General features: G+C 42.6%; 25 protein-coding genes. 20 read left to right on the forward strand and 5 right to left on the reverse strand.

What is annotated here, in order from left to right; translation table 11 throughout:
* Positions 1-129: 129 nt before the first annotated feature.
* From treP to treR, 3 genes are read left to right on the forward strand one after another with little or no spacing between them, the layout of a single operon-like run.
* Entirely contained in the window at positions 130-1,545 is a 1,416-nt protein-coding gene (gene treP, locus KS242_RS02365) for a PTS system trehalose-specific EIIBC component (protein ID WP_217322850.1), read from the forward strand.
* 5 nt (positions 1,546-1,550) lie between these two features.
* Entirely contained in the window at positions 1,551-3,224 is a 1,674-nt protein-coding gene (gene treC / locus KS242_RS02370; RefSeq protein WP_217322851.1) for an alpha,alpha-phosphotrehalase, read from the forward strand.
* A 12-nt stretch (positions 3,225-3,236) separates the two neighbouring features.
* Positions 3,237-3,950, forward strand: coding sequence for a trehalose operon repressor (treR, locus tag KS242_RS02375; protein ID WP_217322852.1), 714 nt, complete (start codon positions 3,237-3,239; stop codon positions 3,948-3,950).
* 175 nt (positions 3,951-4,125) lie between these two features.
* On the opposite strand, the gene KS242_RS02380 is transcribed toward treR, so the two are convergent.
* Positions 4,126-4,617, reverse strand: coding sequence for a GNAT family N-acetyltransferase (locus KS242_RS02380; RefSeq protein WP_217322853.1), 492 nt, complete (start codon positions 4,615-4,617; stop codon positions 4,126-4,128).
* A gap of 120 nt (positions 4,618-4,737) precedes the next feature.
* On the opposite strand from KS242_RS02380, the gene KS242_RS02385 reads away from it, so the two are divergent.
* From KS242_RS02385 to KS242_RS02415, 7 genes are all read left to right on the forward strand, one after another.
* A complete protein-coding gene (locus KS242_RS02385) occupies positions 4,738-4,971 on the forward strand; it encodes a hypothetical protein (protein WP_217322854.1) in 234 nt (77 codons plus the stop codon).
* Positions 4,972-5,087: 116 nt separating this feature from the next.
* On the forward strand, positions 5,088-5,492 hold the full coding sequence (locus tag KS242_RS02390) for a MarR family winged helix-turn-helix transcriptional regulator (protein WP_179637117.1): 405 nt from the start codon (positions 5,088-5,090) through the stop codon (positions 5,490-5,492).
* An 18-nt stretch (positions 5,493-5,510) separates the two neighbouring features.
* Positions 5,511-6,749, forward strand: a complete 1,239-nt coding sequence (locus KS242_RS02395) for an MFS transporter (protein WP_217322855.1) — start codon at positions 5,511-5,513, stop codon at positions 6,747-6,749.
* A gap of 124 nt (positions 6,750-6,873) precedes the next feature.
* Entirely contained in the window at positions 6,874-7,179 is a 306-nt protein-coding gene (locus tag KS242_RS02400; RefSeq protein WP_217322856.1) for an antibiotic biosynthesis monooxygenase family protein, read from the forward strand.
* The gene (locus KS242_RS02405; RefSeq protein WP_217322857.1) at positions 7,176-7,553 is read left to right on the forward strand and encodes a hypothetical protein; all 378 of its coding nucleotides are present in this window, start codon (positions 7,176-7,178) and stop codon (positions 7,551-7,553) included. Before KS242_RS02400 ends, KS242_RS02405 begins: the two co-directional genes overlap by 4 nt.
* Before the next feature lie 12 nt (positions 7,554-7,565).
* Positions 7,566-8,213 carry a cobalamin B12-binding domain-containing protein gene (locus KS242_RS02410; protein ID WP_254391782.1) on the forward strand — a complete coding sequence of 216 codons (648 nt, stop codon included), beginning with the start codon at positions 7,566-7,568 and terminating at the stop codon, positions 8,211-8,213.
* On the forward strand, positions 8,200-8,958 hold the full coding sequence (locus tag KS242_RS02415) for an STAS domain-containing protein (RefSeq protein ID WP_217322859.1): 759 nt from the start codon (positions 8,200-8,202) through the stop codon (positions 8,956-8,958). The genes KS242_RS02410 and KS242_RS02415 overlap by 14 nt, the downstream gene beginning before the upstream one ends.
* Before the next feature lie 18 nt (positions 8,959-8,976).
* Here KS242_RS02415 and KS242_RS02420 read toward each other — a convergent pair whose 3' ends face one another.
* Positions 8,977-9,399: a pyridoxamine 5'-phosphate oxidase family protein gene (locus tag KS242_RS02420; RefSeq protein WP_077305350.1), complete on the reverse strand. Its 423-nt coding sequence runs from the start codon at positions 9,397-9,399 to the stop codon at positions 8,977-8,979.
* A gap of 128 nt (positions 9,400-9,527) precedes the next feature.
* On the opposite strand from KS242_RS02420, the gene KS242_RS02425 reads away from it, so the two are divergent.
* Entirely contained in the window at positions 9,528-10,385 is an 858-nt protein-coding gene (locus tag KS242_RS02425) for a dimethylarginine dimethylaminohydrolase family protein (RefSeq protein ID WP_217322860.1), read from the forward strand.
* An 81-nt stretch (positions 10,386-10,466) separates the two neighbouring features.
* Complete coding sequence (locus tag KS242_RS02430) at positions 10,467-11,633, forward strand: iron-containing alcohol dehydrogenase (RefSeq protein ID WP_217322861.1); 1,167 nt, start codon at positions 10,467-10,469, stop codon at positions 11,631-11,633.
* Positions 11,634-11,675: 42 nt separating this feature from the next.
* On the opposite strand, the gene KS242_RS02435 is transcribed toward KS242_RS02430, so the two are convergent.
* On the reverse strand, positions 11,676-12,578 hold the full coding sequence (locus KS242_RS02435; RefSeq protein WP_217322862.1) for an SDR family oxidoreductase: 903 nt from the start codon (positions 12,576-12,578) through the stop codon (positions 11,676-11,678).
* 142 nt (positions 12,579-12,720) lie between these two features.
* Between KS242_RS02435 and KS242_RS02440 the strand changes: the two genes are divergently transcribed.
* From KS242_RS02440 to KS242_RS02470, 7 genes are all read left to right on the forward strand, one after another.
* On the forward strand, positions 12,721-13,830 hold the full coding sequence (locus KS242_RS02440; RefSeq protein ID WP_217322863.1) for a glycerol dehydrogenase: 1,110 nt from the start codon (positions 12,721-12,723) through the stop codon (positions 13,828-13,830).
* Between the two features lie 120 nt (positions 13,831-13,950).
* Entirely contained in the window at positions 13,951-14,736 is a 786-nt protein-coding gene (locus KS242_RS02445; protein WP_217322864.1) for a hypothetical protein, read from the forward strand.
* Between the two features lie 3 nt (positions 14,737-14,739).
* Entirely contained in the window at positions 14,740-15,117 is a 378-nt protein-coding gene (locus KS242_RS02450) for a GntR family transcriptional regulator (protein ID WP_217322865.1), read from the forward strand.
* Positions 15,110-15,799, forward strand: a complete 690-nt coding sequence (locus tag KS242_RS02455) for an ABC transporter ATP-binding protein (protein WP_217322866.1) — start codon at positions 15,110-15,112, stop codon at positions 15,797-15,799. The genes KS242_RS02450 and KS242_RS02455 overlap by 8 nt, the downstream gene beginning before the upstream one ends.
* 43 nt (positions 15,800-15,842) lie before the next feature.
* Entirely contained in the window at positions 15,843-16,763 is a 921-nt protein-coding gene (locus KS242_RS02460; protein WP_217324033.1) for an ABC transporter ATP-binding protein, read from the forward strand.
* A complete protein-coding gene (locus tag KS242_RS02465) occupies positions 16,756-17,700 on the forward strand; it encodes an ABC transporter permease (RefSeq protein WP_217322867.1) in 945 nt (314 codons plus the stop codon). The genes KS242_RS02460 and KS242_RS02465 overlap by 8 nt, the downstream gene beginning before the upstream one ends.
* A 100-nt stretch (positions 17,701-17,800) precedes the next feature.
* Complete coding sequence (locus tag KS242_RS02470; RefSeq protein ID WP_217322868.1) at positions 17,801-18,217, forward strand: organic hydroperoxide resistance protein; 417 nt, start codon at positions 17,801-17,803, stop codon at positions 18,215-18,217.
* 51 nt (positions 18,218-18,268) lie between these two features.
* On the opposite strand, the gene yidC is transcribed toward KS242_RS02470, so the two are convergent.
* A complete protein-coding gene (gene yidC, locus KS242_RS02475; RefSeq protein WP_217322869.1) occupies positions 18,269-19,051 on the reverse strand; it encodes a membrane protein insertase YidC in 783 nt (260 codons plus the stop codon).
* The gene (locus KS242_RS02480; RefSeq protein ID WP_217322870.1) at positions 19,000-19,380 is read right to left on the reverse strand and encodes a hypothetical protein; all 381 of its coding nucleotides are present in this window, start codon (positions 19,378-19,380) and stop codon (positions 19,000-19,002) included. Before KS242_RS02480 ends, yidC begins: the two co-directional genes overlap by 52 nt.
* 162 nt (positions 19,381-19,542) lie before the next feature.
* Here KS242_RS02480 and KS242_RS02485 point away from each other — a divergent pair, with 162 nt between their 5' ends.
* Complete coding sequence (locus KS242_RS02485) at positions 19,543-20,049, forward strand: GNAT family N-acetyltransferase (RefSeq protein WP_217322871.1); 507 nt, start codon at positions 19,543-19,545, stop codon at positions 20,047-20,049.
* Positions 20,050-20,148 lie beyond the last annotated feature (99 nt).

The raw sequence follows: 20,148 nt of genomic DNA on the forward strand, positions 1-20,148 counted from the left end.
TAAAAATTAATAATCCAGAGTAGATTCTTGGGGTATATAGAAATAGAAAACGCTTGCATAACTTGTATATACAAGTTATGCTTTAGCTGTATTCGCTTACATCATCAAAGAAAAGGTGAGGTGCAAAAAATGGATCTAAGACAGCAGGCGGAAGAAATCGTCGCAGCATTGGGTGGACGAGATAATATACAAGCGGCAACCCATTGTGTCACGCGGTTGCGATTGGCACTGCATGATGAAGGAAAGGTCGATAAAGAAACGCTTCAAAATATTGATGTAGTAAAAGGTTCATTTTCAGCAAATAACCAATACCAAGTTGTTATCGGTCAAGGAACAGTTGATAAGGTGTATAAGGAGTTTATTAAAGTAACTGGGATTGGGGAATCTACCAAAGAGGAAGTCAAAGAAAGCGTCAGCGGAAAAGGAAATCCGCTGCAGCGGGCTTTAAAAACACTTGGTGATATATTTATTCCGATATTGCCGGCGATTGTGACGGCAGGTCTTTTGCTTGGGATTCATAACATCTTGAATAATGAGGGTATTTTCTTCGACGGATCGATTATTCAAGTGTATCCACAGTGGGCGGGCATAGCAGATATGATTTACGTTATTGCGAATACCGCCTTTGCCTTTCTGCCCGCATTAATTGGGTGGTCTGCAGTAAAGAAATTTGGAGGCAGCCCGCTGCTGGGAATGGTGCTCGGTTTAGCGTTAATTCACCCGTCATTATTAAGTCCGACAGATTATGCTAGTGCAGCTTTGGAAGGAAATGCGCCAGTATGGAACTTATTCGGACTGGAGATCCAGCGTATCGGTTACCAAGGGCAAGTGCTGCCTGTGCTGTTTGCATCATGGGTGTTGGCGAGAATTGAAGTGTTCCTAAGACGTAAAGTCGCAGACAGCTTTCAATTACTAGTGGTGGCACCTGTCGCGCTTCTGCTCACAGGTATACTAAGCTTTGTCGTCATCGGGCCAGTCATGTTCCTAGTTGGTAATGCAATTACCGATGCATTTGTAGCAGTGTTTGACACAGCAGCGCCAGTAGGCGGGTTACTGTACGGTGCGTTGTATGGAGCACTTGTTGTCACTGGCTTGCATCATACATTCTTGGCGCTAGATTTGCAGCTGATTGCGAATACAGGTGCAACATTCTTATGGCCGATTCTAGCGTTGTCTAATATATCACAAGGGTCAGCTACATTAGGTGTCATGCTGGCAACCAAAGATGAAAAACTGCGCGGCTTATCACTAACTTCTTGGATTAGTGCATGGTTAGGTGTAACAGAGCCGGCTGTGTTTGGTGTGAATCTGCGCTTCCGTTATCCATTCTTTCTCGCTTTAGGTGCTTCTGCCATAGCAGGAACTTTTATTGCTTGGAGAAAAGTTGAAGCAAGTTCAGTCGGTATCGGCGGTGTGCCGGGAATCTTCTCCATTCTGCCAGGCAGCTGGGGTGCTTTTGCTATCGGAATGGGAATTGTCATTGTTGTTCCATTTGTTACAACCTATTTGTTCGCGAAAAAAAGAATGTATAAGAAAGGAAGATGATTAATATGCAAGAACCGTGGTGGAAAAGAAGCACAATCTATCAAATTTATCCGAAGAGCTTCAACGATACAACAGGTTCTGGAATGGGAGACTTGCAAGGCGTTATTGAGAAGCTGGACTATATAAAGGAACTTGGTGTTGACATGGTTTGGCTGACACCAATATACCGGTCGCCGCAGCGTGATAACGGATACGATATAAGCGATTATTACGACATCGAACCTGCTTACGGTACGATGGAAGATGTAGAACGTTTAGTGCAGGAGCTGCATAATCGTGATATGAAGCTGATGATGGATATCGTAATCAATCACACATCAACTGATCACGAGTGGTTCCAGCAAGCCAAAACCTCAAAAGATAATCCGTACCGCGATTATTATATTTGGCGAGACTCCAGTGATGGAGACGCACCAAACAATTGGGTGTCCAAGTTTGGCGGAACTGCCTGGGCTCTCGAGGAGCATACTGATCAGTATTATTTACATCTGTTTGACAAAACGCAAGCAGATCTTAACTGGGAGAATAACGAAGTTCGCAACAAGTTATACGAAATGATGAACTTCTGGGCAGAAAAAGGACTGGATGGATTCCGCCTGGATGTTATCAATCTTGTATCAAAAGTCCAAAGCTTCCCGCATGATGAAAGTGCTGCCGACGGTCAGTTCGGCAAAGCGTACTATACAGATGGTCCAAGAATCCATGAATTTATGAAAGAGATGAACCAAGCCGTATTTGCTCCTCACAATCTTATCACAGTAGGTGAAATGTCTTCGACGAGTCTGGCTGCTTGCCAGCAGTATACGAGTCCAGATGTAAATGAGCTGGATATGACGTTCAACTTTCAGCATTTGAAAGTGGACTATGAAAAGGGAAAGAAATGGACAGACGGAAAACTCGATTTTATCAAACTGAAACAGATTCTATCAGATTGGCAAATAGGCATGCATCAAGCTGGCGGATGGAATGCGTTGTTCTGGTGCAACCATGACCAGCCGCGTATCGTAAGCCGGTTTGGCGATGATGATTTGTATCGCCGTGAGTCCGCAAAGATGCTGGCAACCGTCATGCATATGATGCAAGGGACGCCTTATATTTACCAAGGGGAAGAGATAGGGATGACAGATCCTAAGTTCTCTTCCATAGAAGATTATAATGACGTGGAAACGCAAAACGCCTACACAGAATTGAAGGAATTGGGATTGGCTGAAAGTGCGGTTATGCAGATTATCCAGAGACGTTCCAGAGATAATGCCAGAACCCCGATGCAATGGAGTGCAGCGAAAAATGCTGGCTTTTCAGAAGGGGAACCATGGCTGTCTGTGGCATCGAACTATAAGAAAATTAACGCAGAGAAGGAAGTAAAAGATAAGGACTCTATTTTCTATCATTATCAAAAGCTGATTCGCTTGCGAAAAGAATATGCTATTATAACGCATGGAGATTATGAACCGTTATGCATGGATAATGAACGTATCTTCAGTTACGAACGGAGATGGAATGGTGAAAAACTTCTTGTTGTAGCGAATTTCTTTGGAGAAAGCACAGAATTCACTTATCCCAAAAAAGAAACAGAAGAGGCTGAGATTCTTCTCTCCAACTATCAAGATAGTGCACCAGACTACAGTAAGATACAGCTTCGCCCATATGAGGCGGTCATTTACCTTATTAAATTGTAAAGGCCTGATGGAATGCAAAGAAAATTTCAAGCAATCTACGATGTGATAGCAAGAGAAATACAAGCGGCTAAAATGAAGGCAGGGCAGCTGCTGCCTTCTGAAAATGAGCTGTCAGAACGATTTGACACGTCAAGGGAAACCGTACGAAAAGCGTTGCAGCTATTATCGCAGAATGGTTATATTCAGAAACTGCAAGGAAAGGGCTCTGTAGTTCTGGAACAGAATAAACTGCCGCTGCCGGTAAGCGGATTGACAAGTTTCAAGGAATTAGCCCGTTCGATGTCCCAGGCAGTGGAAACACAAGTGCTGACACTCAAGCACAAGGCAGCGGATGAGTATATGCAAGAAGTGCTGCAATGCGAAAAAGGCACACCCGTCTGGGAGCTGCACCGTTTGCGAAAGCTAGATGGAGAAGCGGTGATTTATGACAAAGATTTGCTGTTGGCTGCGTGCGCACCGGCACTTACGGAAGCGATTGCTTGTGATTCTGTCTATGATTATTTAGAGCAAGAGCTCGGTTTATCAATTAGCTATGCAAGAAAAGAAGTTGTCGTAGAGGAAGCAGAAGCAGCAGATACAGAGGTAATGGACATGGAAGGTTATCAACAGCTTGTAGTCGTGCGCAGTGCTGTTTATCTGGAAGACACAACATTATTTCAATATACAGAGTCGAAACACCGTCCAGATAAATTCAGGTTTGTCGATTTTGCTCGAAGAACGAAATGAATAGAATGGAAAATGTGCATAGAACCAAGGCTATGCACATTTTTTTGTGGGTAAAGACAGGCTTGTACACAGAAAAATTCTGTTTGTTCACATAATTTGTGCATAAGACAACTTATGCACAGAATAATTTGACGAATGATGCAATGCGCTATTTATCCACATGTGGATAGTTTATTTAAGGGCGAATTCGTTTACCTAAAATGATTAAGTCCCGCTCAACACCATCTAGTTCTGCTATCTTTGGCATATTGGCCCACGGTGTAAAACCAAACCTTTCGAAAAGCTTCATGCTCGGTTGATTATGGCCGAAAACAAAACCTAAGACAGTCTTGAAATGAAGAACTTCTGCTTGATCTAAAACAAATTGCAGCATATTTTTGCCAAGTCCTTTTCCTCTTGTGTCTTCATGCAGATAAATGCTGACTTCTACTGTTTTATCGTAAGCGGCTCGGCCGTAAAAAGGTTCTAAACTAATCCAGCCAAGTATATGATTGTCCTCTTCTACCACCCAAAGCGGTCGCTTTTCATTGTGATGATGAAACCAAACTAATCTGCTTTCTACAGTTATTTCTTCCAAGTCTGCTGTGACCATGCGGCCTGCAATAGTGGAGTTATAAATGGAGACAATGTCAGGAAGATCCTCAATAGTAGCGTTACGGTAGTGCATGTCAATTCCCCCAAAGTGTTTTTGGCTAATTATACTAAAGCATAAGCAGGAAGCATAGTCCGATTGTATATGGGGTAAAGAGTAACTAGGAGAACAGGAAGATGGAAGGGTGTGGGTTAGATGTATTCTGTAACATTTGGTAAGTTACTTCAATTCACCGGAATCGGATTAGTTATAGGTTTTATCATTGGAATGGTAGCTATGCTGGGTTTTGATTTAGACTTTATGGCTATGATAGTCAGTGTCTTGCTTAGTATTATTGCTGCTTTTGCCGCAGCAATGTACGCTGAATTATATCACATTCGGCAAGCGGTGAATGAACAGACTGATAAAACATTGAAAAGAAATAAGTAAGCAAAAGTTTCGGCTGCAAGGATCAGCCGGAACTTTTTTTAATTGATTTATTTCACATGCATGAAATATTGAGTTATACTAATACTAGAGTACAAAGCATTTTTGGGGGTTTGTTAATGGAAAGCAGAGACATTGTTGATTTTATCGAATTGGTACGTAATGTGAACAAAGCATTACGTAAAGAGTGGGATTTTCAGATTTCTGGGCCGCAGCTGGTTTTGCTGAGGCTTTTAAAAAATAATGGGCCGATGCGCATGTCAGATTTGGCAGAAGAAGTTGGAATCAGCTTTAGCGGTGCAACTAATTTAGGCAACCGAATGATGAAGGACGGTTACCTAGAGCGAATTCACTCTGAGAAAGACCGAAGAGTAGTTATGCTGGCGATCACACAAAAGGGCTCTGATTTTTATGAGAGTTTTTCAGGTGCGCGTGACAAAGCGCTTGGTTCCTTCCTAGATAAACTGACAGAAGAAGAGAAGAACGAATTCATCCGGCTGAGCAGAAAAATGCTTGCTGATTAAATAAAAGGAGATGAGTGTATGTCGGACATTCGTAACGAAACGATACCCGATGGGCACGAAATTGAAAAAGCAGAACAAGAATTAAAAGAAGATGCACATAGTATAAAAAAAATCTTTCAGCAACCGAAAGCAGCGTGGGCGGTTGCTTTTGCTTGCGTTGTTGCATTTATGGGAATTGGTCTTGTTGACCCGATCCTTCCTTCTATTGCTGCGCAAATGGATGCAACGCCAAGCCAAGTGGAGCTCTTATTTACTAGTTACCTGCTCGTCACAGGTATTATGATGCTCATTACAGGCTGGTTATCCAGTCGGATTGGACCGAAGATGACGCTGCTGATTGGTTTGGTTATTATTATCCTATTCTCTACTCTAGGTGGGCTGGCGAGCAATATTGATGCGCTTGTTGGTTTGCGGGCTGGCTGGGGGCTGGGAAATGCCTTGTTTATATCTACAGCACTAGCTGTTATAGTCAGTGTTTCAAGCGGCGGTTCGGCAGCAGCTATTATGCTGTATGAAGCAGCATTAGGTTTAGGAATGTCTGTTGGTCCGCTATTGGGCGGTTTGCTTGGATCAATTCACTGGCGGGGACCTTTCTTCGGAGTGGCTGTACTAATGCTGATCGGATTACTGGCAGTGTGGATTTTATTGACAGATATACCGAAACCAGCAAGAAAAAGCCCGCTTTCAGCGCCATTTCAGGCACTGCGGCATCCAGGGCTCTTGGCGATTGGATTGACAGCTCTATTTTATAACTTCGGATTCTTCACTTTGTTGACTTATTCACCATTTGTCTTAAATCTTGGAGAATTTGGTATTGGATTTGTCTTCTTCGTCTGGGGTGTGATGCTTGCAGTTGGTTCTATTTTTATCGCTCCTTCGTTTGAATCAAAACTAGGTACGAAAAAGTCACTCAGCTTGGTAATGGTCGGTATTATCGTTACGTTGTCTCTCATGGGGATCGGCTCCCATACGCCATGGTTCCTTATCGTAATGATAGCGCTGATGGGGCTGCTGCTCGGTATTAATAATACAGTCATGACAACGGCTGTGATGGAAGTATCTCCAGTAGAACGTTCTACTGCTTCAGCGGCATACAGCTTCCTGCGATTCACAGGTGGTTCTATCTCACCATGGCTTGCTGGGAAAGTATCTGAGCATATTTCAATTGGAGCGCCATATTTTGTTGCAGCAGCAGCTGTACTTGTTGGATTAGTGTTATTCATTACAAGAAGAAGTGCGATGGATCGCTTAAGTTAATAGAAAAGTCATGATCAGCTGATCATGGCTTTTTTTGATGGTGCAAACCTTAAATGCTATAATCGCAAATCCGATTATGATACCCTATTGTTAATCGCAGAATACAGCAATATAGGGGGGTTCCATGTATATCGTACATTCGATTTTTAATGTTCCTGCTGAAAAATCAGAGGAAGTAATTGCCATTTATCAAAACAGGTCGAAACTAGTGGATCAAGCTCCAGGCTTCCAGCAGTTCCGACTGCTTCACAATAAGAAGAAGCCAGGAGAATTGACTGTTGAAATTACTTGGGAAGACAAGCAGAGCTATATAGATTGGGTAAGCGGGGATGATTTCAAGCGTATCCATGACTTGGAGAAAAATTACCCAGATCAAGAACTGGCGTCTATCCGGCCAACGGTGAAAATGTTTGAGGTGGTGGCGCAGTGAGCACAACAATCCGAGCAGATGAATTGCTTGATAATATTGTGGAAGACATCTTTGACGCGTATCCATCTTTATATGAACGTTACGGGGAGAACGGAAAGATACGAACGCGCGAGGATAATCAGCATCACTTAAATTATTTGCAGACTGCTTATGAGGCGGATGATATACAGCTGTTCAATGATTATACGCTGTGGCTGTATGAATTGCTTTCTGCTCGCGGTATGAATGAAAAAATAATCATCGACAATTATGTGCGGCTGATACCACTACTGGAAGTATATGTGGATAAGAAAAAGTATGCCTTTTTTAAAGCGTGTTTGGAAGAAGGAATTCAAGTATTGCATGCAGAAAAAAACAAGGACGAAGACAACTGAGGGTGATACGTGATGACAGAAGCTTGGCGGCATTTTGCAGCAGCGTTGCTTGCTGGTGATGAGCGGCAGGCATACAGCCTTTTAGCAAATGATCCAAGACCGAGTATCCGTGTGTACAAAGAGATCATAACACCGGCAATGTATGATATAGGAGAGAAGTGGCTGCGTAATGAAATTACAGTAGCGGACGAACACTTGGCGACAAGTGTATGTGACTTTGCACTGGCGCAGTACGTATTTCCGTTTAAACGGAGAAACAAGCATTCAAAAGATAAAGTGATGTTTCTTTGTTTGGAAGAAGAGCAGCATGTGATTGGTTCTAAGATGGTGGCGGCCTTATTTGAAGAACAGCATTGGCAGGTCCGGCATCTTGGTCCTAATCTGCCTCTGGCACATGCTTTAAGCAGTGCAGAACAGTGGCGGCCAGAAGTAATTGGTTTATCTGCTGCGATTCCTTATCGTATACCTGCTTTGAAGGAATACATTGCCGCCTTCGAGCAATTACCTTGGCAGCCAAGGGTAATGGTTGGAGGGCGAGTGGTTTCCATGCATGATATCAGGCCTTATTGCGGCAGGCAGACACAAGTTATTTACGATTTAGAACAAGTGGCAGCATGGCTGAATGAATTGGCGGAGGAAGAGGCAGATGGTGTCTGGTAAGTTTCTGCCGTTGCCTTATTTCTTCATTAGCTCCGATTGGAAGATACTTGATTATTCACGTGCTGCCAGCAGTATTTTCTTAATTGGAGATGATTTTAACAGTTTGGTTGATGAGGGGAACCGGCAGAAAGTCAGCCAGTATATACAGCCGCATTTGTCTGAGATCCACTTCGAACTGAATATGAAAACAAAGCATGATCCGTTGGCTGTGTTCAAAATATCTGTTCAATGGGAAGCGGACAGGGCACATATCATTTGCGTAGAGAAAACGAAAGAGGTTGACCAGCTTGCCAGTCAATTAATGAAACTTCGCTCTAGGCTCTCAGAGACAGACTTTGAATTGCTGGAAAAGAAAGAAGAGCTGGAGGATGCGATCAATCGTATCTATAAACTTAGCGGTCCGTTCATTCCGCTTTATAAAGAATCTGGTCTGATACCTTTATTTGGTGATCTGCAAGCCGATAAGCTGGAGGTAATGGAAGCGAACATTTTAGCGAAGATAGACGAAGGAGAATATGAGCAAGTCTTTTTCGACTTTCATGGCGTCGGTGAGATAACGATAGCTGGAAAAGAGAAGCTCGGACAGCTATTTGAATCGATTCAGCTGATGGGAACAAAGACAATAATTGTTGGACTTTCTCCATCACAGGTTCAAGGCTTTGGATCAAAAGGTACGTTGCAAGCTGACACAATGGGCAGTCTGCAACAGGCAATCTCCATGTATGTAAAAAAAGCAGAACTATGAGCAGTTCTGCTTTTTTGTTTAAAGATCGACTGTATAAACGTCGCTTTTATTAATATTTTTTAAATAAATTTTATCTGGTTTGATTTCCAAGACAACATAATCAGGATCGTCTGGGCCATCTAGCCAGGCCTTAAAGCTGTCTTTCCACAGCTGCTGTTTCAATTCCGGAGATTCGCTTACTTTGGCGTCTGCTTCGATTTCGACAAACTCATCACCAACACCATCGCCATTATAGCCCAATAAGATATGGACGTTGTGGTTGCTCTCAATATCGTCTACTTTATGGGAGCTTCCGCTTGTCGCGCAATATAAGGTGAATCCTTCATTGAAAAAGGCCATGTATCGGCTGTAAGGTTTGCCATCTTGGACAGTGGCAAGCGTTCCAATCTTCTGTTTATCCAGAATTTGTTCCACATGTTTTTTGACTTCTGCTTGTTCCATTTCGCTCTCCTCCTTCACTTTCTACAGGTAGTATCCCTTTTTTGGCAGCTTATTAAACCCGAAAACAGGGAATGGTAAAGAGTGCAGACGAGATATGAACTTAAAAGCCAACCACTGGAGGGAATAATATGACCAAGATACAAGAAGAGCATAAACCGCAAACTAGGTGTCAGTCAGAATTCGGACAGCTCAAGCATGTCGTTGTCTGTCCGCCAGCATATATGGAAATTAGAAAAGTGATTAACGAAACGCAAAAGCATTATTTGAACCATAATATTGACCGAGAACTAGCAATGGCACAGCATACTAACTTTGTCACCGCGCTTCGAGATCATGGAGTGGATGTCATGTCTTTACCGGCACATGAACCGTTCAATGAGCAAGTTTACACACGTGATATTGGTTTTTGTATAGGCGATGTGTTATTTGCGTCGAATATGGAAGATGATATCCGCAAGGGAGAAACAAAAATATTGCGTGAGTGGCTTGAACATCAGGAGCTTACATACAAAGACATTACCGATGGAACAATTGAGGGCGGCGATGTGGTAGTAGATGGAAAGCGCGTATGGATTGGGCTCAGCAAACGAACAGAGGAGAAAGCTGTTCAGCAAGTGCAACAGCTGCTTCCGGATTATGAGGTTATATCTGTAAAGATTCGTGAAGATATTCTGCACTTAGATTGTGTCTTCAATCTGGTGCGTGAGGACTTAGCGATCCTTTATCCGGATGCTTTTGAACAGAAAGATCTGGAACGGTTCCGTCAGCTTTACAAGACCATCGAGGTATCGGAAGAAGACCAGTTTTATATGGGGACAAACGTTCTTTCCTTTGCTCCAGATAAACTGTTAAGTCTGCCTTCCAACAAGCGAGTAAATGAAGCGCTGCGAAATGAAGGCATCACAGTTGTTGAAGTGAACTTCTCGGAAATCATAAAATCCGGTGGCTCATTCCGCTGCTGTTCGCTGCCGTTGGAACGTGCATAACTGTATTAAAGTGTTATCTGTGAGCGGATTGCTTTACTCTATCCCGACCCTTTAGCATAATAAGCCATGGAGGCGATTAGATTGGATAACTTTACGTTTTATAACCCAACGAAATTGATTTTTGGTAAAGATCAATTAGATAAATTAAAAGAAGAAATTCCTGCTTACGGAAAGAAAGTATTGCTTGTTTATGGAGGCGGCAGCATTAAGCGCAGCGGTCTGTACGATAATGTGTTAAAGGAATTAGCTGAAATTAATGCAGAAGTATTTGAACTTGCTGGCGTAGAGCCAAACCCGCGTGTTACAACAGCGCGAAAAGGTGTTGAGATCTGTAAGAGCGAAAACATCGATGTGATATTGGCAGTCGGAGGCGGAAGTGTAATCGACTGTACAAAAGCTATTGCAGCGGGTGCAAAATATGATGGAGATGTATGGGATATCGTAACGAAGAAAGCGTCCGCTGACGATGCTCTTCCATTCGGGACTGTACTGACACTTGCAGCAACAGGCTCCGAGATGAATCCTGGTTCAGTTATCACGAACTGGGAAACAAACGAGAAGTACGGCTGGGGAAGTGCGCATACATTCCCGAAATTCTCGATTCTGGATCCGCAAAACACATTTACGGTGCCGCGTGACCAAACAATTTACGGTATCGTTGACATGATGTCACACGTATTGGAGCATTATTTCCATACGACAACTAACACAGAGCTGCAGGATCGTTTCTGTGAGTCTTTGTTGCGGACAGTTATGGAAATAGGTCCGAAACTGCTTGATGACTTGGAAAATTACGAGCACCGTGCAACAATCCTTTACAGCGGCACGATGGCATTAAACGGCGTATTAAACATGGGCTACCATGGCGACTGGGCAACGCATAACCTTGAGCACGCAGTGTCTGCTGTACATGACATTCCGCATGGCGGCGGTTTGGCAATTTTGTTCCCGAACTGGATGAAACATGTGCTGGATGAAGAATCTGCTCCCCGCTTTAAGCAGCTTGCAGAGCGCGTATTCGGAGTTGATACTGCTGGTAAGTCTGATAAAGAAGCGGCACTGGAAGGAATCGATGCATTGCGCGCATTCTGGAATAGCATTGATGCACCAGCTACCCTTCGCGATTACGATATCTCTGACGACAGCTTGGAGCTTATGGCTGAAAAAGCTTATGCAAACGGAGAGTTCGGCGGTTATCGTACGTTGAATAAAGAAGATTCACTTGAAATTTACAAAGCATCTTATTAAGAACAGGAAAGAACCTGCGCTGACTCAGCGCAGGTTCTTTTTTTAGGAACTTACCATTGTACCGCCATTTACGTGGATAATCTGGCCAGTTACATAAGAAGAGTCTTCGGAAGCAAGATAAACATAGGCCGGAGCGAGCTCATACGGCTGACCGGCACGCTTCATCGGAACATCTTGCCCAAATGTAGCTACTTGCTCTGCTGAAAAACTGGATGGAATAAGTGGTGTCCAAATAGGTCCTGGCGCCACGCCGTTCACTCGAATTCCTTTGGTGGCTAGATTTTGGGATAGTGCACGAGTAAAACCGACAATGGCTCCTTTGGTGCTAACATAATCAATTAAGTCTGGTCTGCCTTCATACGCAGTCACGGATGTTGTGTTGACAATCGTGCTGCCATCTTTCAGATGCGGCAGCGCAGCCTTCGTTAGGTAGAAGAAAGCAAAGATGTTTGTATGAAATGTGGCATCCCATTGTGCAGTGGCGATATCAGTAAGGGCATGCTGCGGAAACTGAACACCATGATTGTTCACTAAGATATCCAGCTTTCCATATGTTTTTATCGTACGGGCAACTACAGCACGGCAATGTTCTTCACTGCGCAAATCGCCTACAATCAATGTGCAGCGACGGCCAAGCTGCTCAATTCGGTTTTTTGTTCGTTGGGCATCTTCATTTTCATATTCGTAATAATAAGGAATCACAACATCTGCGCCTTCTTTAGCAAAAGCTATTGCAGCAGCTGCGCCAATCCCGCTGTCTCCTCCGGTTATAATCGCTGTTCTTCCTTCTAACTTTCCTGATCCTATATAGCTATCTGACTCAATGATTGGTCTCGGCTGCATGAGTCCTTCAATACCAGGCTGCTGGTCCTGATGCTGAGGCGGGAAATAAAAATTCGTACCGGGCTGAACCGGCCGGTATTTTCTGTTCGGCTGCTGTGTCAATGGTTGGCCTCCTCTTCATTACTAGCTCCATTTGAAATATATGCAAGTAAGGCTGTACTTTTGCCTTGATTTTAATGTTAGTTAAATTGGTAAACAGGGTAGAAGATTAGGTAAGCAAATTTAAGTGATGGAGGGGTCAACGATGGAAAAAGTATTTACCAGCCCGAGTCGATATGTACAAGGTAAAGATGTCCTGTTAAAAGCAGGAGAGTACGTGAAGAAAATCGGTAATAACGCGCTTGTGCTAGCGGATGACTTTGTTTGGGATTTAGCCGGTAACGCAGTTCTCGATAATTTAGAGAATGAAGGTGTGAAATCTACAAAAGTCGTATTTGGCGGTGAAGCATCTACTGAAGAGATTCAACGTATTGCAGGCGAAGGAAAGGCAAGCGATGTCGTAATCGGTATTGGTGGTGGTAAGACACTTGATACAGCGAAAGCAGTTGCAGATGAGCTGCAGGTTGGCGTTGTTATCATGCCGACGACAGCATCCACAGATGCGCCGACAAGCGGCTTGAGTGTTATCTACTCTGCTGAAGGTACATTTGAAAGTTACAAGTTCTACGATAAAAACCCAGACCTGGTATTAGTAGATACGAAAATCATTGCACAAGCCCCGCCTCGCTTCCTAGCTTCCGGTATTGCTGATGCAATGGCAACTTGGGTGGAAGCACGTGCTTCTATCGAAGGCAGAGGAACTACTATGGCAGGCGGAAAAGCAACACTAGCTGGTCAAGCAATTGCAGAAAAAGCAGAAGAAGTATTATTTGAGTACGGTCTGCTTGCATACGAATCGAACAAACGGAAAATTGTAACACCTGCTCTAGATGCAGTAATCGAAGCGAACACCTTGCTCAGCGGTCTTGGCTTTGAAAGTGGCGGCCTTGCAGGAGCGCATGCGATTCATAATGGATTCACAGCTCTGCATGGTGACATTCACAGCCTGACACACGGCGAAAAAGTAGCATTTGGTACACTCGTACAGCTTGCCTTAGAAGACCGCACATTAGATGAAATTAACACGTATATTGATTTTTATCTAGCACTGGGACTTCCAGTTACACTAGAAGACATCAAGCTAAAAGATGTTTCCGACGAAGACTTGCAGAAAGTAGCCGAACAAGCAGTACAAGAAGGTGAATCCATTCATAACATGCCTGGCGTTGTCACAGCTGATCAAGTAGTTGATGCCATTAAAGCTGCTGATGCTTATTCCAGGGCTTATAAAGAAACAATCGGATTCGAAGGTTAAAATAAACGAAAAGCTGGGACAAGTAAAATTGTTCCAGCTTTTTTTCTTTGCCTATTGACGTGTACTTCTGTACTAGTGTACTATCTAATTAATACAGCAGTACATCAGGAGGGTTAGTTTATGCAAGCTTGGTTTTCGTTAGTGAAAAAAGAATTTCGTGTTGGAATGCCCATCTTTCTTCTAGCAGTTATTTTATATATTGTTGCATTGTTGATTGTAGGCATAACTGGTTATAGATTCGGCTATACCATGGATGCAATTGGTATTATGAGTCTTTTCTGGGGAGCAGGGCATTTCTTTTTTATTACGGTTTACATGCTTTACAGTCTAGGTGTCGAAAGGAAAAGATTGCATCTTTGGCTCCATAACCCCATGCATGCAGGAGGATTACTTACTGCAAAGCTAGTGACAGGTACGGGTTATTTAGTCATTTCTTTGCTGCTAGTTAGTATTACAGCCTATATAGGTGGGCTGAACTTTATCGAAATACCAGAGGGAACGTGGTTTAAGTTAGGTGTGTTAGCGTTCATTCATATTGTATTAGCTTCTATAGACTTTTCTATCTACATCATCCTTGCTTATTGCATTTTTCTCTTTCTAGAAAGATATATGGCTTCCTTCCTTAGTGGTACGGTCGTTTTTATTGGCTCTTGGTTATTTATTTATCTCTTCTTCTGGCTATTTGGTCAGTCAGAAGCTTACTTGACGATAACGGAGTGGGGAAGTATCGACCTTGGTTATGTAGCACAGGCATTGAACTTTGACATGAATACAAGAGAAGTTGCTGCAAGTTTGCAAGGTACAGAAACGCAAATCTACATTGGTAATTATGTTATAGAGCTTATTACAGTTTCTATCATCTTTTTCATCGCATCATGGATATTAGACAAAAAAGTAGAGGTGTAGAGAATGGCCGATACATTTCAATCATCCCAGCCGATATATCTGCAGCTGGCAGATCGGCTGAACAGGCAGATTGTCAGCGGTGAATTGAAGCCTGGTGACAAGCTGCCTTCCGTTCGGGAAATGGCGGTTTCATCAAAAGTTAATCCGAATACGGTACAGCGAACGTACCGCGAACTGGAGGCGTCAGGTATCGTGGAATCACGCAGAGGGCAAGGAACATTTGTAACAGATAATGAAGACATCTTATTCTCCACTCGTGAGAAATTAAAAAAAGATCAAATTGAAAACTTCATCCAAGTCATGCATGACATGGGATATGAGAATGAGGAAATACAAGCAGGGCTGCGATTGTATCTTGAAGGAGGCAGAAGTGATGATTGAGTTCAAAAATGTGACAAAGCGATACATGACGAAAACAGCATTACGAGATGCTAACCTGAAGCTTGATCAAGGGAAGATCATTGGCTTTGTCGGGTTAAATGGAGCGGGAAAATCCACAACAATGAAATTGATTGCTGGACTTGCTGTACCAACAAAAGGGTCAATTGAAATTGACGGGGAGAAAGTGACACGCCGAATCGCATCAAAGGTCAGTTATTTATCAGAGCTGGATGAGTATTACGCCTTTTATACTGTCCAGCAGACGATTGATTTCTTTGCAACGCAATTTAAGGATTTTAACAAACAGAAAGCAGAAGAAATTCGAGCGTATATGAATTTGGATGCCAATACGAAGGTGAAGCATCTTTCCAAAGGAAACCGCGGACGTTTAAAGATCATCTTAACGTTATCGAGAGAAGTGCCTGTCCTGCTGATGGATGAGCCGCTTTCGGGTTTGGATCCGCTTGTGCGTGATTCCATCGTAAAAGGGTTAATTACATTTGTGGACACAGAAAAACAAACTGTTCTGCTCTCCACGCATCAAATTATGGAAGTGGAAATGATTCTTGATGAAGTTATCGCAATGAAGGATGGTGCTGTCGTTGATCATCGTAATGTCGAAGATCTTCGCTACGATGAGCAGCAGGGCATTTTGGAATGGATGGGTGCGATTTATGAGTAAAGAAGCCTTAGAGCTATTAAAACAAGCAAAGGAGCGAAAAAGTATGCAAAAACAGCCAGCAGTTGAAATTAAGCAGGTTACCAAGGTCATACGCGGTCGCAAAATTATTGATAATATCAATTTCTCTATTTATCCAGGGGAGGTGTTCGGCTTTCTGGGGCCGAACGGAGCTGGTAAGACAACGACAATCCGAATGATTGTCGGGTTAATGGGCATTACAGATGGCGAGATTCTGATTAAGGGCAATAGTATTAAGACATCTCATGGTGCAGCCATGAAACATATTGGAGCAATTGTTGAAAACCCGGAAATGTATAAGTATTTGTCCGGATATCTGAATCTTGTACATTTTGCGAGAATGGGTGACAACGTCGATAAACAACGAATTGATGAGGTAATTGAGTTAGTTGGTCTGAAAAATAGAATCCACGACAAAGTGAAGACCTATTCTCTAGGCATGCGGCAGCGTCTTGGTATCGCGCAAGCATTGCTGCACAGTCCGGATGTTCTTATTCTCGATGAACCGACAAACGGACTTGATCCAGCGGGTATCCGCGAGATGCGTCATTATATTCGGAACTTAGCAGAAAAAGAAGGGCTCGCAGTCATTGTCTCAAGCCACTTGTTAAGTGAAATGGAATTAATGTGTGACCGAATTGGTGTTCTTCAACACGGTAAGATGCTCGGGGTGCAGCAAGTTCATGAATTGTCTAATGAACAAACACAAATCGTCAGCTTCCAAGTTGAACCAGCAGAACAAGCGGCCATCGTGCTTCGAGATATGGGCAGCAAGAAACCACAAATGAAGGATGACAAAGTTTTGATTGAACTGACACGTGACGAAATCCCAGTCGCTGCAGCCAAGCTCACCAAGGAAGCTATTAATATCTACGGCATCCAAGCAGAAACAAAAACATTAGAAGATACGTTCTTGGAATTGACTGGAGGGAAGGAAATTGTCTAAGTTTATTGGATTGGTACGAAATGAACATATGAAGACATTCCGCCGTTTGTCGACGTGGATTATGTTGGGTATTGCAGCTGTTTTATTTATTACGATTGCAGCATTTACAGCTTATTATGCGCCAGATAATAATAGCGACTGGCGTGCAGAGAACGAACAGCAAATCAAGGATTATCAGCAATATGTAGAGGAAGGCACGCTGGAGCAAGCGGACGTAGCAGGTGATATAGCATTGCTTCAGTATCAGCTTGATCAAGATATTCAGCCAGTTCAAGAGAATACATTGCCTGCCTATATGGAGACGGTTATGTTCTATGGTTCAGCTTTCCTTATTATGTTTGTTGCTATTATTGCAGGAGGGATGGTATCCACTGAGTTTGGTACAGGAACCATCAAACTGCTGCTCACAAAAACACCATCGCGCTTTAGTGTGTTAACGTCTAAGTATGTGAGCATGCTAGTCACAATGATTATCTTCTTCTTATCCTTTATTGGATTTTCGTTTATCGTCGGAGGTTTATTCTTTGGCTTTACAAACTTTGACGCGAAAGAAATTATCATTGAAAACGGAGAAGTGTTGAATAGCAATATGCTCGTATCTACAATAAGAGATTACGGGTTGAACTTTATCCAAGTATTGATATATGCAACCATTGCTTTTGCTTTATCTACAGTGTTCCGCAACACAGCACTTGCAATCGGATTTTCTATCTTTATATCAATGTTTTTCCCGACAATCAGCATGGTTCTTTCTAGATATGATTGGTCAAAATATATTCTTTTCAACAATGTGGATTTAATTGCTTACACTCCCGGAAATACACCGCCAGTTGCGGATATGACATTGACTTTTTCGATAGTGGTCATGCTAGTCTACTTCCTTATTATTACAGCCATTACTTGGTTCAGCTTTATCAAAAGGGACGTAACTGCGTGAGCACATCAGTTGCAATATGTTTAAAATAGCTGTAAAAAGGAAGTAATAACATTGTATGCAGTTTTTTTAAAACTAATAAACGAAGTAGGAGTGAATGAACATGAGTGACGTATTATTTACATCTCACGCAAAAGCAACTGGTGGACGTGAAGGGCATGTGAAATCTGACGATGGATTGATTGATCTTGATCTTGTCCAGCCGGGCAGCAAGAAAGACCAGCAAGGTTCTAATCCAGAACAATTATTCGCAGCGGGATATTCTGCTTGTTTCGACGGTGCTTTCAACCATGTAGCAAGAGCTGAACGTAAACGCGTTGAGACAGAAACTTCTGTTGATGTAAGCCTATTAAAAGATGGTGACGGTTTTAAAATTGCTGCTGCTATCACAGTAGACGTGAAAGGCGTTTCCCAGGAAGAAGCGGAAGATCTTTTAGAAAAAACACATCAGTTCTGCCCGTATTCCAAAGCAACTCGCGGCAACATCGATGTAGATTTGAAAGTTAACGTTGTACAATAAATAAAAACAAAAAACCACTTCTCCAGATTGGAGAGGTGGTTTTTTCTATGCTCAATTTTTCTTTTGAAATAGTTTTTTTGCCAATAATGTCTGACAGATGACGAAGATACCGCCAACTGCCCAATACAAAGGCAGTACAGCTGGAGAACTGAATGAAATAAACCCAATCATAAGCGGTGAAATGATACCGATCAGGCGTGTTTGCTGTCGTCTGGCTGGATCGACACCAATCTGAGAAACGCGGTACTGCAGCCAATAAATTGCCATTGCAATAATGGTAAGACTGATATCGGCTGTACCGAGATTGAACCATAGGAAATCATGTGTTGCAATCTCTGGTGTGCTGCGAATCGCAGAATAAAAGCCGAATAAAAATGGCATTTGAATCAGCAGAGGCAGACAGCCCATAGCAGAGAATGGATTCATGCCGTGCTTACGGTACAATTGCATCATTTCCTGCTGTTGTTTCTGGCGTGACTCGGCATCTGTCTTGTTTTTATATTTCGCCTGTACTGCATCCAATTCAGGTTTGAAAAGCTTCATCTTTTCCTGCGTTTCGTACCCTTTTTTCTGCTGTATCAGCATAAAGGGCATCAAGACAAGCCGAACTGCTAATGTAATGAAGATAATGCTGATTCCGTAGTCATCATGCATATAGCTGGCAATTAATTTAATCAAGTAAGAAAAGGGATCTACAAAATAGTGATTGAACCAGCTGCCATCAGATGGCGCCCCATTTTCTCCTTGGCATCCTGCCAGCAAGAGTACGAGGGTAAGAGAGCTTAATATAATACCGTACTTTTTAAAGAAAGTGAATACAGATGTGCGTTGCATATTTGATTTCCTCCTTGTTGTATCGAATGGTTATTCTTTACATACAACAAGGACTCCGCTTCACTATCATCATCTGGACCATCTTTTCGCATCGTTATGCGAATCAGCCAACAGATAATTGGTCTGCTGTGCGCAATATGCTCCGGCATATGATAGTACCGATTATCTATTGGACAAATATATTGCCAATGCATCGCTTCTGAGGAGCGAAAATGGCTGGCAACACTAGTTGTCGTCTTGTGGGCCAAGATAACAGTCATCGTTAGCCCGATATAGAAAACCAACGAAGTAAAATCTTCAGCGAATACGTTCCAAAAAGCGTAAAACATCTGCATTCACCTCCTTTCATTCCTTCTATTTTCCTATACACGCCGGAACTTGTCAAAGTGGCGCAGGGATTCCTCTATCTTGTGGAGAAATGGCTTATAAGAAGCGTTTTCTCTGCTAGAGACAGTTTATTTCAATTAGTTTTATGACGGAGGGGGATGAACATGATAAACTGGTTAGCGAGACTACAAGCTGCAGAGGTGAAGCCTATGTTTAAGATACGCGAAGCTAAGTTATCAGATTATGAGCAAATTGCGATTCTTTACAAGGAATTATATAACACACATTATGAGCATCAGCCGGAGTATTTCGCCAAAAAGGCAGAACCGCTGGATCAGCATGTGTTCGAGAGTAATATATACTTAGATAACAAGAAAGTTTTTCTCGTAGAAAAAGCGAAGGAAGTAATGGCTTTTGCTACTATACGGATTACGAGCGAAACAGTTTCGCATAAGGCCCATATTTTTATCGAGGAATTTTGTGTTCGCTCTGATATGCGCGGGAAAGGAATCGGCGGCCATTTATTCGAGAAAATCAAACGTCACGGTAAAAAGATAGGCGCCACCGAAATTGAATTGAATGTATGGAATTTCAATAACCGAGCGGAAGACTTCTATGTCAAAATGGGGATGCAAGTCCGGTCCAAACGCATGGGTATATCTTTGAAATAATTGTCGAAAAACCCCTTTGCGAAGGGGTTTTTCGATTTTTAGATTAATAAATCAGATCTTGTGAAAATAAATGTAGCCAAGCTGTCACCTCAAGATTAT

This window comes from Terribacillus sp. DMT04 (assembly GCF_019056395.1).
GTDB lineage: Bacteria > Bacillota > Bacilli > Bacillales > Amphibacillaceae > Terribacillus > Terribacillus aidingensis_A.